The sequence below is a fragment of the Actinoplanes sp. NPDC051411 genome, assembly GCF_040682075.1.
Taxonomy (GTDB): domain Bacteria; phylum Actinomycetota; class Actinomycetes; order Mycobacteriales; family Micromonosporaceae; genus Actinoplanes.
The window spans coordinates 1-13,642 of the sequence record NZ_JBFBAD010000098.1 but is presented as its reverse complement, the minus strand read 5'-3'; the positions used below and the strand labels follow the sequence as shown (position 1 = coordinate 13,642).

At 71.0% G+C, this 13,642-nt stretch carries 14 protein-coding genes and 1 pseudogene; 12 read left to right on the top strand and 3 right to left on the bottom strand.

Annotation, left to right across the window (positions count from 1 at the left end):
- From AB0M88_RS38315 to AB0M88_RS38275, 9 genes are all read left to right on the top strand, one after another.
- Complete coding sequence (locus AB0M88_RS38315; protein ID WP_364110744.1) at positions 1-1,545, top strand: sugar ABC transporter ATP-binding protein; 1,545 nt, start codon at positions 1-3, stop codon at positions 1,543-1,545.
- Positions 1,542-2,531: an ABC transporter permease gene (locus AB0M88_RS38310; protein ID WP_364110743.1), complete on the top strand. Its 990-nt coding sequence runs from the start codon at positions 1,542-1,544 to the stop codon at positions 2,529-2,531. Before AB0M88_RS38315 ends, AB0M88_RS38310 begins: the two co-directional genes overlap by 4 nt.
- Positions 2,532-2,539: 8 nt before the next feature.
- Positions 2,540-3,565 carry an ABC transporter permease gene (locus AB0M88_RS38305; protein ID WP_364110742.1) on the top strand — a complete coding sequence of 342 codons (1,026 nt, stop codon included), beginning with the start codon at positions 2,540-2,542 and terminating at the stop codon, positions 3,563-3,565.
- Entirely contained in the window at positions 3,562-4,608 is a 1,047-nt protein-coding gene (locus AB0M88_RS38300) for a LacI family DNA-binding transcriptional regulator (protein ID WP_364110741.1), read from the top strand. Before AB0M88_RS38305 ends, AB0M88_RS38300 begins: the two co-directional genes overlap by 4 nt.
- The gene (araB, locus tag AB0M88_RS38295) at positions 4,605-6,272 is read left to right on the top strand and encodes a ribulokinase (protein WP_364110740.1); all 1,668 of its coding nucleotides are present in this window, start codon (positions 4,605-4,607) and stop codon (positions 6,270-6,272) included. Before AB0M88_RS38300 ends, araB begins: the two co-directional genes overlap by 4 nt.
- A complete protein-coding gene (araD, locus tag AB0M88_RS38290; RefSeq protein WP_364110739.1) occupies positions 6,269-6,964 on the top strand; it encodes an L-ribulose-5-phosphate 4-epimerase AraD in 696 nt (231 codons plus the stop codon). The genes araB and araD overlap by 4 nt, the downstream gene beginning before the upstream one ends.
- A complete protein-coding gene (araA, locus tag AB0M88_RS38285) occupies positions 6,961-8,475 on the top strand; it encodes an L-arabinose isomerase (protein ID WP_364110738.1) in 1,515 nt (504 codons plus the stop codon). Before araD ends, araA begins: the two co-directional genes overlap by 4 nt.
- A 69-nt stretch (positions 8,476-8,544) precedes the next feature.
- Positions 8,545-9,534 (top strand): LacI family DNA-binding transcriptional regulator, encoded by a 990-nt coding sequence (locus AB0M88_RS38280; protein WP_364110764.1) that lies wholly within the window; start codon positions 8,545-8,547, stop codon positions 9,532-9,534.
- A gap of 130 nt (positions 9,535-9,664) precedes the next feature.
- A complete protein-coding gene (locus AB0M88_RS38275; RefSeq protein WP_364110737.1) occupies positions 9,665-10,660 on the top strand; it encodes a 5'-3' exonuclease H3TH domain-containing protein in 996 nt (331 codons plus the stop codon).
- On the opposite strand, the gene AB0M88_RS38270 is transcribed toward AB0M88_RS38275, so the two are convergent.
- The 3 genes from AB0M88_RS38270 to AB0M88_RS38260 all read right to left on the bottom strand — a co-directional run bounded on the left by AB0M88_RS38270 (position 10,657) and on the right by AB0M88_RS38260 (position 12,360).
- The gene (locus AB0M88_RS38270; protein ID WP_364110736.1) at positions 10,657-11,400 is read right to left on the bottom strand and encodes a class I SAM-dependent methyltransferase; all 744 of its coding nucleotides are present in this window, start codon (positions 11,398-11,400) and stop codon (positions 10,657-10,659) included. The two genes, AB0M88_RS38275 and AB0M88_RS38270, sit on opposite strands and share 4 nt — an antisense overlap.
- A gap of 127 nt (positions 11,401-11,527) precedes the next feature.
- Positions 11,528-12,139, bottom strand: coding sequence for a Clp protease N-terminal domain-containing protein (locus tag AB0M88_RS38265; RefSeq protein WP_364110735.1), 612 nt, complete (start codon positions 12,137-12,139; stop codon positions 11,528-11,530).
- On the bottom strand, positions 12,139-12,360 hold the full coding sequence (locus AB0M88_RS38260; RefSeq protein WP_364110734.1) for a hypothetical protein: 222 nt from the start codon (positions 12,358-12,360) through the stop codon (positions 12,139-12,141). The genes AB0M88_RS38265 and AB0M88_RS38260 overlap by 1 nt, the downstream gene beginning before the upstream one ends.
- A 225-nt stretch (positions 12,361-12,585) precedes the next feature.
- Here AB0M88_RS38260 and AB0M88_RS38255 point away from each other — a divergent pair, with 225 nt between their 5' ends.
- The 3 genes and pseudogenes from AB0M88_RS38255 to AB0M88_RS38245 all read left to right on the top strand — a co-directional run.
- Positions 12,586-12,972, top strand: coding sequence for a VOC family protein (locus tag AB0M88_RS38255; RefSeq protein WP_364110733.1), 387 nt, complete (start codon positions 12,586-12,588; stop codon positions 12,970-12,972).
- Positions 12,973-13,038: 66 nt separating this feature from the next.
- The gene (locus AB0M88_RS38250; RefSeq protein WP_364110732.1) at positions 13,039-13,170 is read left to right on the top strand and encodes a hypothetical protein; all 132 of its coding nucleotides are present in this window, start codon (positions 13,039-13,041) and stop codon (positions 13,168-13,170) included.
- Positions 13,167-13,642 (top strand): annotated as a pseudogene (locus AB0M88_RS38245) (phospho-N-acetylmuramoyl-pentapeptide-transferase); the annotation flags it as partial. The gene AB0M88_RS38250 and the pseudogene AB0M88_RS38245, both read left to right, overlap by 4 nt.

The following is a 13,642-nucleotide window of genomic DNA, read 5'->3' as shown; positions in this document are numbered from 1 at the left end:
ATGACCACGCCGGTATTGGCGGTCACGTCGGCCAGTAAACGGTTCGCCGGTGTGCGGGCGCTCGAGGACGTCTCGATCGAGCTGCACGCCGGGTCCGTACACGCGCTGGTGGGCGAGAACGGAGCCGGAAAGTCGACGCTGATCAAGCTGATCACCGGCGTGTACCCGCTGGACAGCGGGCAGGTACGGCTGCGGGGTGAGGACGTGGCCTTCGCCTCGCCCCGCAGCGCCCAGCAGGCCGGGATCGCGACGATCTACCAGGAGGTGCACCTCGCTCCGCAGTTGAGCGTGGCCCGCAACTTCTTCCTGGGCCGCGAGCCGACCCGCTTCGGCGCGCTGAACTTGAAGAAGATGAACACCGAGGCCGCCGAGGCGCTGCGGAACTACGGCATCGTCGCCGATGTCAGGCGCCCGCTCGGTGAGCTCGGGCTCGGCATTCAGCAGATGGTCGCCATCGCGCGGGCGATCGCGTCCGACGCCGGTGTCGTGATCATGGACGAGCCGACGAGTTCGCTCGAGCCGCGGGAAGTGGACCGGTTGCTGGATGTGGTCGCCCTGCTCAAGGAGCAGGGCGTCGCCGTGGTCTACGTGTCGCACAAGCTCGACGAGATCTTCCGGGCGTGCGACACGGTGACCGTGCTGCGGGACGGCAAGCTCGTCTCGACCGGCCCGACCGCCGAGTTGACCCGCCGCCAGTTGATCGCCCGGATGCTGGGCCGCGACGCGGCCGAGCTGGACGAAGGCAATCGGACGCGGCTGAAGAGCCAGGGAACGACCGGCGAAGAGCCCGTCCTCAAGGCCGAGCACATGAGCCGCCGCCTGATCCTCGATGACGTGTCGGTCGTGGTGCGGCCGGGCGAGGTCGTCGGCCTGGCCGGCCTGCTCGGCTCGGGCCGCAGCGAGACCGCCAAAGCGATCTTCGGAGCGCTGCCGCTCGATGAGGGCACGATCGAGGTCGATGGGGAGAGAATCACCCGGCAGACCCCGGCGTCACGCATCCAGCACCGCATCGCGATGCTCCCGGAGGACCGCAAGGCCGAGGGGATCATCCCCGGCATGTCGATCCGCGACAACATCGGACTGGCCGCACTCCCCCAGCTCACCCGGGCCGGGCTGGTCTCGCGCAAGCGGGTCGACGACATCGTGAAGACCTTCATGGACCGCCTGCGGATCAAGGCGGCCGGCCCCAACCAGAGGGTCGCCGAGCTGTCCGGCGGCAACCAGCAGAAGGTTCTGCTCGCCCGCCTGCTCTGCCTCAACCCGCGGGTGCTGCTGCTCGACGAGCCGACCCGCGGCATCGACGTCGGCGCGAAGGCCGAGGTGCAGGCGCTGATCGCCGAGCTGGCCGAGAAGGGCATGGCAGTGGTGCTGATCTCCAGCGAGCTCGAGGAGGTGGTCGAGGGGTCGGACACCGTGGTGGTGCTGCGCGACGGCACCCAGCTCGGCCAGCTCGTCGGCGACGACATCACCGAGGACGCCATCATGGATCTGATCGCCGACGCGGCCGCCGACCGGGTCGAGGCCGAGGAGGCGAGCGAGCGATGACGGTCCTGGAAAGGGTCAAACTCAACGACCGTACGGCCGTGAGCACGTGGATCCGCGAGCACGGCGTCTATCTCGCACTGCTGATCCTGGTGGTCTACAACGTGATCGCCACGACCAACTTCGTCACGGTGGACACGCTGCAGCTGCTGTTCTCGCAGCTCCCACCGGTCATCATCGTCTCGCTCGGCATGGCCATGGTGATCGGCACCGGCGGCGTCGACCTGTCGGTCGGCACGACGATGGCGATCGCCAGCGCTGTTCTGGCCAAGGTGGTCATCGCCCCGGGGCAGGGCGGTTTCGGCGCGCCGATCGCGGTCGCGATCATCGTGGCGGTGCTGGCCGGCCTGATCGTCGGCGTGTTCAACGGCGTGGTCGTCGCGGTCGCCCGGGTGCAGCCGATCGTCGCCACGCTCGGCGTCCTGGTCGCCGGGCGCGGCATCGCGCTGGTCATCACCGGGGGCGCGCTGGTCGAGCTGTTCGTGCCGTTCTTCGCCCAGGTCCGGCTGGGCAAGTTCCTCGGCATCCCGTACGTCATGATTGTCGCCGCCCTGCTGGCGGTGATCGTCGCGTTCCTGGTCCGGAGGACCGCTTTCGGCTACCGATTGCTCGCCATCGGCGGCAATCGCCGGGCCAGCGTGCTGGCCGGCCTGCCGGTCAAGCGCACGCTGATCACCGTCTACGCGCTGTCCGGCATGCTCGCCGCGGTGGCCGGCGTGATCGCGACCGCCCGGCTGCGGGCCAGCGACCCGTCGTACATCGGCCTGCTGTACGAGCTCAGCGCGATCACCGCGGTGGTGGTCGGCGGCACGGCGCTCAACGGCGGCCGGGTACGGGTGCTCGGCACGGTCACCGGCGCGATCCTCATCCAGCTGCTGGAGACCACGCTCGTCTCGCACAACGCGCCCGAGTCGGTCGCCCGCATGGTCGAGGCGCTGATCATCATCGCCGCCGTCTACATCCAGCGTCCGACAAGGGGTTCAAGGTGACGCGCGCCGTGACAACCGAGACACCGGTGGCGGTCGCCGCCGACCACGGTGGCCGGGAGGCCGCCCGCGCCCGGGCCCGGGCGCTGACCTCGCTGATCTCCCGCAACGGCGCCGTGGCGGTGCTGGTGCTGGTCGTCGTCCTGGGCACGATCCTGGTGCCGACCTTCGGCAAGCCCGACAACCTGCGCAATGTGGCGCTGGCCGCCTCGTTCATCGGCATCATCGCGGCCGGCATGACCTTCGTGATCATCTCGGGCGGCATCGACCTGTCGGTCGGGTCGACGTATGCGCTGGCGGTCATCCTCAGCGCCGACTTCGCCCGGTACGGCTCGTTCGCCGCGGTCGCCGGCGCGCTGGCCGCGTGCGGGTTCGTCGGGCTCGTGCAGGGCGTGATCGTGTCGTGGCTGCGGCTGCCGCCGTTCATCGTCACGCTGGCCGGGCTCACCGGCATCCGCGGGCTTGTCTACTTCATCACCCACGAGGGCAACGACCACCCGCAGATCGCCGGCTTCCGGACCTTCGAGACGCTCGGCACCGGCAAGCTGGCGACCATCGGCACTCCGGTGTGGATCATGCTGGTGGTCTTCGCGATCGGCTGGTGGGTGCTCAACCGGACGCCGTTCGGCCAGTCGGTGCAGGCGGTCGGCGGCAACGACTCGGCGGCCGAGCTCATGGGCCTGCCGGTCAAGCGGACGACGACGATCGTGTACGTGGTGAGCGGCCTCTGCGCCGGCCTCGCCGGCATCCTGACGACCGCGTTGTCCGGCGGCGGCCAGGAGGCGCGCATCGGTGACTCGTACGAGCTGCAGGCGATCGCCGCGGTGGTCATCGGCGGGACGCTGCTCGCCGGTGGCGTCGGGTCGATGGTCGGTACGCTCGCCGGCATCCTGCTGCTGTTCGTCATCCAGAACCTGATCGTCCAGGGCGCGAACCTCAACTCGTACGTCCAGCAGGTGGTCTCCGGAGGCTTCCTGCTCGTCGTGGTCATCGTCCAGGCGATCCTGAGTCGCCGAGCATCCACGGCCGACGCATGACCGGCACCACCTCCGGCCCGCCGCTGCCGCCACCGATCCGGGGGCCGGTCATGTCCGACGTCGCGGCCCGGGCCGGGGTGTCGCACCAGACCGTCTCCCGGGTGCTCAACGGCCACCCGCACGTGTCGGCGACCACCCGCACCCGGGTGCTCGCCGCGATCGCCGAACTCGGCTACCGGCGCAACCTGTCGGCCCGGGTGCTGGCGACCGGCCGCTCCAATGTGGTCGGCGTGGTCGCCCAGAACACCACGCTCTACGGGCCGTCGAGCATGGTGCAGGCGATCGGTGAGGCGGCGCTGGGCGCCGATCTGTCGCTCACCGTCGGGCACGTCGCCGGGTACGACGCGACCACGGCGTCCCGGCGGATCGTCGAGCGGCTGGTGCAGCAGGGCGCGGCGGGCCTGGTGTTCATCGCGCCGGTCGACGCGGCGGCCGAGGCCATGCAGGTGGTGCCGCCCGGCATCCCGATCGTGACGGTGGACGGGCTTCCCGAGTGGAAGGTCGCCAACGTCTCGGTCGATCAGCAGGCGGGCGGCGCGCTGGCCACCAAGGCCCTGCTCGACGCCGGCCATCACACGGTCTGGCACGTCGCCGGCCCCGAGCAGTGGCACGGCAGCCGGGCCCGCGAGCAGGGCTGGCGGGCGGCGCTCGCCGAGGCGGGACGGGAGGCGCCGCCGATGACCCGGGCGGGGTGGTCGGCGGCGTCCGGCTACCAGTGCGGCCGGATGCTGGCCCGCATCCCCGACTGCACGGCGATCTTCGCGGCGAACGACCACGTGGCGCTCGGGGTCATGCGGGCCCTGGCCGAGCACGGCCGCCGGGTACCCGAGGACGTCAGCATCGTCGGGTTCGACGACGTGCCGGAGGCCGCGTACTTCCACCCCGCGCTGACCACGGTCCGGCAGGAGTTCGCCGAGGTCGGCCGGGAGTCCCTGCGCCTGCTGCTGGACCAGCTCAGCAGCGGGTCGCGATCCACCGAGTCCGTGCTGGTGGAGCCGGCGCTGGTCCGGCGCGACACCGTTTCAACGAGGAGAACCACATGACCGATGAGTCCCGCGCGCTCGTCGTGGGAATCGACTTCGGGACCCTGTCCGGCCGCGCCGTGGTGGTGCGGGTGCGGGACGGGGCCGAAATCGGTTCCGCGGTCCACGCGTACGCCCATGGGGTGCTGGACCGGCACCTGCCGGACCGTCCCGACCGGGCGCTACCACCGGATTGGGCGCTGCAGGCGCCCGGCGACTACATCGAGGTTCTCAAGACCGCCGTGCCGGCCGCGCTGGAGGCGGCCGGCGCCGATCCGGCCGACGTGATCGGGGTGGCGACCGACTTCACCGCGTGCACGGTGCTGCCGACGACGGACGACGGCACGCCGCTGAGCGACCTTGCCGATTTCGCCGACCGTCCCCACGCGTACGTGAAGCTCTGGAAGCACCATGCGGCCCAGCCGCAGGCCGACCGGGTGACCGGGCTCGCCGCGAAGCGCGGCGAGCCGTGGCTGCGGCGGTTCGGCGGGTTGATCTCGAGTGAGTGGGAGATCGCGAAGGCGCTGCAGGTGCTCGAGGAGGACCCCGAGCTGTGGGCGGCGACCCGCCATTGGGTCGAGGCCGCCGACTGGATCGTGTGGCAGATGACCGGCGTTTATGTCCGGAACGCCTGCACAGCCGGCTACAAGGGCCAGTTCGTCGACGGGTCCTACCCCTCGGCGGCCTACTTCGCCGACCTCAACCCGGCGTTCGCCGACTTCGCCGAGACGCGCCTGGACGCGCCGATCGGACAGCTCGGTACGGCCGCCGGAACGCTGACCGAGCAGGCCGCGCAGTGGATGGGACTGCACACGGGTGTCGTGGTCGCGGTCGGGAACGTCGACGCGCACGTGTCGGCGCCGCCCGCGCACGCCGTCGAGCCGGGCCGGATGGTCGCGATCATGGGCACGTCGACCTGTCACGTGATGAGCAGTGACGTGCTGCGCGAGGTGCCCGGCATGTGCGGGGTCGTCGAGGGCGGCATCGTGCCGGGGCTGTGGGGTTACGAGGCCGGGCAGTCCGGGGTGGGCGACATCTTCGGGTGGTTCGTCGACAATTGCGTGCCGGCTTCCTATCGTGATCTTGCTGCATCGAAAAACCTCGACATTCACGACCTTCTTACCGAACTGGCGGCGGCCCAGCCGGTCGGGGCGCACGGGCTGATCGCCCTCGACTGGCACTCCGGCAACCGATCGCCGCTGGTCGACCACGAGCTGTCCGGGGTGTTCATCGGGCAGACGCTGGCGACCACGCCGGAGGACGGCTATCGGGCGCTGATCGAGGCGACGGCCTTCGGCACCCGGCTCATCATTGAAACGTTCCGGAACTCCGGGGTTCCGGTCGAGGAGCTGATCGTGACCGGCGGGCTGCAGAAGAACCCGCTGGTCATGCAGATCTACGCCGACGTGACGCGGATGCCGCTGCACGTGCTCGACTCGGACCAGGGGCCGGCTCTGGGATCGGCTCTGCACGCCGCGGTGGCCGCCGGGGCGTACCCGGACATCCGGGCCGCCGCGGCGGCGATGGGGCGGGTGATCCGCGACGGCTGGGTCCCGGACGAAGCGGCGGCCGAACGCTACGACGCCTTGTATGCCGAATACATCGGGCTGGTCGACTACTTCGGCCGGCACGGCAACGACGTCATGCGCCGCCTGCGGAAGATCCGCCGCGAGGCGCTGTCGTGAAGCAGCTGATCCGCGATGTCCTCGAGGCCAACCGGCGGATCCCGGTCGCCGGGCTCGCGACCCTGACCTGGGGCAACGTCAGCGGCGTCGACCGGGAGCGCGGCGTCTACGTGATCAAGCCGTCGGGCGTTCCCTACGACGAGCTGACCGAGGACTCGATGGTGGTCGTCGACATCGCCTCCGGTGAGGTGGTCAGCGGCACCCTCCGGCCGTCGGTCGACAGCGAGACCCACCGCCTGCTCTACCAGAGCTTCGAGTCGATCGGCGGGATCACCCACACGCACTCGGCCGAGGCGGTCGCGTTCGCCCAGGCCGGCCGCGACATCCCGGTGCTCGGCACCACGCACGCCGACAACTTCGACGGGCCGATCCGGGTCACCCGGCAGCTGACGCCGGCCGAGTGCGACACCGACTACGAGCGCAACACCGGCCGGGCGATCCTCGAGACCCTGGCCGGCGACCCGGACTCGGTGCCGGCCGTGCTCGCCGCCAGCCACGGCCCCTTCACCTGGGGCGCCACCGCGGCCAAGTCGGTCGACACCGCGATCGTCTGCGAGGCGGTCGCCGGCATCGCCTTCCGAACCCTGGGGCTCAACCCGGCCGCGGCGCCGCCCGAGCACCTGATCCGACGCCACTACAGCCGCAAGCACGGACCCGACGCCTACTACGGCAATCTTTCGGAAGCAGGATGACCATGAACCCTTTCGACGGTCGCGAGATCTGGTTTCTCACCGGTAGCCAGGGCCTCTACGGCGAAGACACGCTCGCGCAGGTCGCCGCGCAGTCCCAGGAGGTGGTCGCGCAGCTCGAGGCCGCCGACGGCATCCCGGTGCGGATCGTCTGGCGGCCGGTGCTGACCGACTCGGCCGGCATCCGGGCCACCATGATCGCCGCGAACGCCGACGACGGGTGCCTGGGCGTGATCGCCTGGATGCACACGTTCTCCCCCGCCAAGATGTGGATCAGCGGGCTGGAGGCGCTGCGGAAGCCGCTGCTGCACCTGCACACGCAGGCGCACCGGTCGCTGCCGTGGTCGACGATCGACATGGACTTCATGAACCTGAACCAGGCCGCGCACGGCGACCGCGAGTTCGGTTACGTCCAGTCGCGCCTCGGGATCGTCCGCACGACGGTCGTCGGGCACGCGTCGGAGCCGCGGACGGCGTCCCGCATCGGCTCCTGGGCTCGGGCGGCCATGGCGGTCGCCACCATGAAGTCGCTGCGGCTGGCCCGATTCGGCGACAACATGCGGGACGTCGCCGTGACCGAGGGCGACAAGGTCGAGGCCGAGCGGCACTTCGGGGTTTCGGTCAACACCTACGGGGTCAACGATCTGGTGGCCGTGGTCGACGATGTGGCGCCGTCGGAGGTCGACGCGCTCGTCGCGGAGTACTCGGACCTCTACGACATCGTCCCGTCGCTGCTCAAGGGTGGCGACCAGCACGAGTCGCTGCGCTACGGCGCCCAGATCGAGGCCGGCCTGCGCCGGTTCCTGACCGAGGGCGGCTTCCGGGCCTTCACCACCAACTTCGAGGACCTCGGCGGCCTGCGCCAGCTGCCCGGCCTGGCCGTCCAGCGCCTGATGGCCGACGGCTACGGCTTCGGCGGCGAGGGCGACTGGAAGACCTCGATGCTGCTCGCCACGCTCAAGTCGGCCGCCTACGGCCTGCCCGGCGGAACCTCGTTCATGGAGGACTACACCTACCACCTCGGCCCCGGCCCGCAGCGCATTCTCGGCGCGCACATGCTCGAGGTCTGCCCGTCGATCGCCGGCGGCCGGCCCCGGCTGGAGATCCACCCGCTCGGCATCGGCGGCCGCGAGGACCCCGTACGCCTGAAGTTCTCGGCCGCCCCCGGGCCCGGCGTGGTCGTCGGGATGTGTGACATGGGCGACCGTTTCCGCCTCGTCGGCAACGTCATCAACGTCGTACCGCCGGACGAGGAACTGGCCGCCCTGCCGGTCGCGAGCGCGGTCTGGGAGCCCGCCCCCGACCTGCCCACCTCGGCCGAGTGCTGGCTGATGGCCGGGGGTCCGCACCACACCGTGCTGAGCACCGCGCTGGACGCCTCGACGGTCGACCAGTTCGCCGAGCTGACCCGTACCGAATTGGTCATGATCGATGCGGACAGCACCCCGCCGGGCGTCCGCCGTGAACTCCGCTGGAACGCCGCGTATCAGCTGCTGGCAGGCGGACTGCGGTAAGGGGATATCCTGCCCGCAACAGGTGGATGCGGGGTGCGGGTGAACGGGAAACGCGGACGGCCGCCGGGCATGATGGACGTCGCCCGGCTCGCGGGGGTGTCACATCAGACCGTCTCCCGCGTGCTCAACGAGCACAAGAACGTCAGCGAGAAGACGCGACTGAAGGTCCGGGCGGCCATCGCCGAGCTGGGTTACCGGCCCGACGGTGCCGCGCGGGCCCTGGTCACCGGCACGTCCAAGGTGATCGGGGTCGTCGCGCAGAACTCGTCGTTGTACGGCCCCGCCTCCATGCTCACCGCGTTCGAGGAGGCCGCCCAGGCCACCGGCTTCGCGGTCAACGTGGGCAGCGTCCGCCATCTCGACGAGCGCTCGATCGCCGACGCGGTCGAGCGCCACCTCGACCAGCGGGTGGCCGGCCTGGTCGTCATCGCGCCGGTCTTCTCGGCCGGCCCGGCCCTCGCCCAGCTGCCGGACGACATCCCGCTGGTGACGATCGACGGCGATCCCGAGCGCTCGAGCACGCTGGTCACGGTCGACCAGGTGGCGGGCGCCCGCGCGGCGACCGAGCACCTGCTGGCGGCCGGGCACCGCACGGTGTGGCACATCTCGGGCCCGTCCGACTGGTTCGACGCGGCCGGCCGGGTGCGCGGCTGGGAGACGGCCCTGCACGACGCGGGCGTCGAGGTGCCGCCGCTGCTGACCGGCGACTGGAGCGCGGCCAGCGGCTACCGCAACGGTCAGCTGCTGGCCCGGCTGCCCGAGGCGACCGCGGTCTTCACGGCCAACGACCACATCGCGCTGGGGCTGCTGCGCGCGCTCAACGAGCACGGCCGCCGGGTGCCCGACGACGTCAGCATCGTCGGGTTCGACGACGTGCCCGAGGCGGCCTATTTCACGCCGCCGCTGACCACGGTCCGGCCCGATTTCGACGCCGCGGCGACGGCCAGCCTCGAGCTGCTGCTGGAGCAGATCAACGACGGCCCGGGCGACCACGCCCGCCGCACGATCGCCCCCGCGCTTGTCGTCCGCGACAGCGTCGCATCACCCTCCCACCCTTGACTTCATCGTTGTTATCGTTCACATTTCTAGGTGCACATGTTGTTCGTGCGCCTCATGTGAACGTGCACAGGTTCCCGCCGGGCCCATCAGGGGAGTGATGGTCCCGGCGGGTCACGCGTAAGCTTCGCCCGTGCCCCTGCTGCTCGTCCTCGATGGAAACAGCCTGTTGCACCGCGCCTACCACGCCGGCGCAGCCGAGGGCCACCTCTCCGACGACGGCCGCCCGATCTGGGCGCTCCGCGGGCTCGTCGGCTACCTCGCCCGGGCGGCGGCCTCGCTCAACCCCGACGCGGTGGTCGTCGGCTTCGACTGCCCGGTCTCGTCGGCGCGGCGCATCGACTATCCGGCCTACAAAGCCCACCGGCCGGAAAAACCGGCCGACCTCACCGAACAGATCACCGAGGCTCCCGGTCTGCTGCGGGCCGCCGGCGTCTGCGTGGTCGTCCCCCCGGCGTACGAGGCGGACGACGTCCTCGCCTCCGCGGCTTCCTCGGCGCGCCGCTCGGGCTGGCAGTCGGTGCTGATGACGAGCGACCGGGACGCGTTCGCCCTCATCGACGACAACACGTCGGTGCTGCGCGTGCGCAACGGCGGCTTCGACGAGGCCGTGCTCATCGACGCCGACGGCCTACCCGCGGTCTGCGGCGTACAGCCCGGCCAATACCGTGACTTCGCCGCCCTGCGCGGAGACCCGTCCGACAATCTGCACGGCGTACGCCGCTTCGGCGCGACCACCGCCGCCAAGCTGTTGAATTCCTTCGGCTCGGTCGACGCCGCCTTCGCGGCCGAGGCCGCGGCCCTCCGCGAAGCCGTAGGCGAGCTCGCGGCCACCCACTTCCTCTCGCCCGAGTCCCGCGAGACCGTCGACCGCAACCGGCGCCTGATGAGCATGCGCGCCGACCTCGACCTGCCGGCCCTGTCCGCGGCCCGCCTCCCCCTCGACTACCTGATCATGCGCCGCGCCCTGCAGGCCCGCGGCATCAACCTGGGGCCGTCCCTGTGGGCCCTGGTCGGCGGCGTCGCCCCCGCGATCGAGGAGACCATCCCCGAGCAGCGCCCGTGGGTGTTCCGCAGCGGCCTGACCGCCCGCCGCGACCCGACCCCCGGTCAGATGGCCCTGTTCTAGGGTTTGACACCCGACCACAGTCCCGTCGTCCGCCGGAGCACCCGGTCGTCGGCCGGCAGCGCGAGAACCCGCTCGCGAAACTCCGCCCGCCGCCCCTCGGGGAGATCGTCGATGAAGGCGCGATAGCCGTGGCTCAGCGCCCACCGCCACAGCATCTCGTTGTCCCCGAACGGAACCGCCACGCTCGCGAACTCCTCCCGCAGGGCGGCGAACCCTGCCCCCGCCAGCATTGGGGCCGGGTCGAGAGGTTGCCCCATGCTGCCGCCCGGCGGCAGATAGGCGGAAAACTCCAGAAACAGCGCGTCCAGCCGCGCCGAGAGCCCGGCCGGCAACTTCCCGCCCGCGGTCATCACGAACCGCCCACCCGGCGCCAGCACCCGGAACGCCTCGGCCACCCCGGCCGCCGGATCGTCCAGCACATGGATCACGAAGGACGAAACCACAACATCGAAGGTGCCCGGGGCAAGCGCCAACGCTTGCGCATCCATGACGTACGCGGCGGCGCCCGGAAAGTCCGCACCGACCCGCTTCACCATCGCGGGCGCCGCGTCGACCGCTGTCACGACGCAGCCGCGGGCCAGCGCCGGCCCGGTCAGCGCCCCGCGCCCGGCCCCCAGGTCGAGAAAGCGGCACCCGGCCGGCGGGTCGACCACCCGCACGATCTCCGCCCCGTAGGAGGCGAAGAACGGCGCCACCTGGTCATAATCCGCGGCCACCCGATCGAAGAGCCTCCACGTCATGCCGGCGACTATCACAATCCTGCCGGCGCCGGCGCAACCGCGTTACGGTCGGCTGTTCTACGACCCGGCGATGAGGGCGACGACCGTCCGCCCCGATAAGGCCGCCCGCCCGGTCGTCCGCTGGTAGTCACGCACCAGCCGGCCACCCCCGCGCCTGCCGCCCGATGCGGCGCTCGGCCCGCAGCACCCGATTGCGCCGCGGCGGGAACGCCCGGGCCGGCTCCGCCAGCACCATCCCGGCCTCGGCCCCGACGGCCCGCAGCACCCAGCCGGCCCCGGGATCGAGCGCGACCAGCGCCATGGCCAGATGTTCCGGCCGATGCCACCGCTCCCGGCGAGCCAGCGCCAGCCGCAGCGAAACATCGTAGGCCGCCTGCGCATCGAGCCCGAGCGCCGGCACCGTCCGGGCACATCGCCGCTGGGCGCGCTGAGCTCCCGGCCGCCGCTCCGGCCGGACCGGACGGTCAACCCCTTGGGCTCCGAGCCGGTCGAGGAGCGCGTCCAGGTCGACGCCGAGCGGCGCCAGAGCCTCGCGATCGGCTGCGATCCCGGCTCCGAGCGGCGCCGCCAGCTGCGCCGCTTCCCGTACGCCGTAAGCCGTGACCCCGGGCAGCATCCCCTCGGCCGCCAGCGCGAGAAGCAGGTGCTCGCTCCCGACCCGGGGATGCCCGAGCCCGCCCGCCACCACTCTGGCCTGTCCCATCCCCCGCGTCAGCGCCGGATGGTCGCCTCGAAACATCAGCCCTCCTCGAGATGCCGGTATGCGCGGTGCATCGTCTGTGTGGCAACCCCAGCCGGTCGGCGATGTCCCGCCACGACCACATGCTCGGCCTCAAGCTGCTTCGGCAGCCGCCGCATCCGGGCTACGGCCGGCAGCGTCACCTCCGGGTCGGTCTCCCGAGTCACCCGCTCCAGATCCCAGCCACCCCTGGTCATGGTGATGCGGCCATTGCGCGTCACCGGGAACTGTCGGCCACGTCGGCTGCAGGGTTGAATTGATGGCGGCGGCCGCGGAAGAACTCGACGAGTCTGAACACGGGCGGCGCTTCGAGTTTCGGCCGGGAATGGGCAAGCGAACATGGCCAGCCATCGAGCCGGCCTCACGTCGACGCCAAGGAAACAGTGGCGCAAGGAAACAATGGCGCAAGGAAACAATGGCGTTTCATGGCGGCTACGCTTCGGCGTATGGCAGATCGCGCCTTTCCAGTGGTTTTCGCGACTCGCGTGATGGCGACGGTGAAGTTCTATGAGCATTTCGGATTTGTAGCCTTCTTCCGGTTGCCTCCGGACGGCGAGCCGGGTTACGTGGGGCTTCGCCGCGGTGCCGCCGAGTTGGCGGTCGTGGACGCCGCGTGGCCGTCCGATCATTACGCGCGGCCTTTCGGCACCGGCGCCCGGTTCGAGATGTTCGTCTATGTCGACGACGTCGATGCGGCAGTCGGTGGTCTCGGCGATCGAGCGGTGGTCCTGCGGGAGCCGGCGGACATGCCGTGGGGTGAACGGGTCGCCTACGTCGCTGACCCGGACGGCAACCCGGTTGCTGTCGCCCAGGCCGCGTCTGCTTCGCCGTAAGCCCCGGCGGGCCGGGCCGGGAACTCGACCGCTTCCGCTTGCGGTCGGATGGCAAGCTCATGTCCCGTGATCGACGACTTCGCGAAGGCCTACCCGCGCGGCCGGCTCAGGTCGACGCGCCGGGCGCTGCTGTGGACGCTCGACGGCCTGTCCGAGTGCGACCTCCGGCGTCCGGATCTCGTGGAGGTACGTCCGTGAGGGCGGTCATCGTCGCGGCCGCGGTCGCCTTCGTCATCTCGCTGTTCGGCACGCCGGTGGCGATCCGGGTCTTCGCGGCGTTGAAGGCCGGTCAGCCGATCCGGTCCATCGGACCGCAGAGCCACATGGGCAAGCGGGGCACGCCCACGATGGGCGGTGTCGCTTTCATCGTGGCCACCGTTTTCGCGTACGTCGCCGGCCATATCGCCCTCACGACGCTGCCCGAGCGGCAGATCGCCCAGGAGGGGCCCACGATGACGGCCCTGGTGCTGCTGGGGTTGTTCGTGTTCTGTGGCGTGGTCGGCTTCCTCGACGACTTTCTGAAGGTGCGCCGCCGTAACTCCGACGGGCTCAGCGCCAAGGGCAAGCTGCTCGGCCAGTTGATCGTCGGGGTGGGCTTCGCCTGGGCGGCGCTCTATGTGCCGAGCACCAACGGGCAGACCGTGGCGAGCGAGCACATCTCGTTCATCCG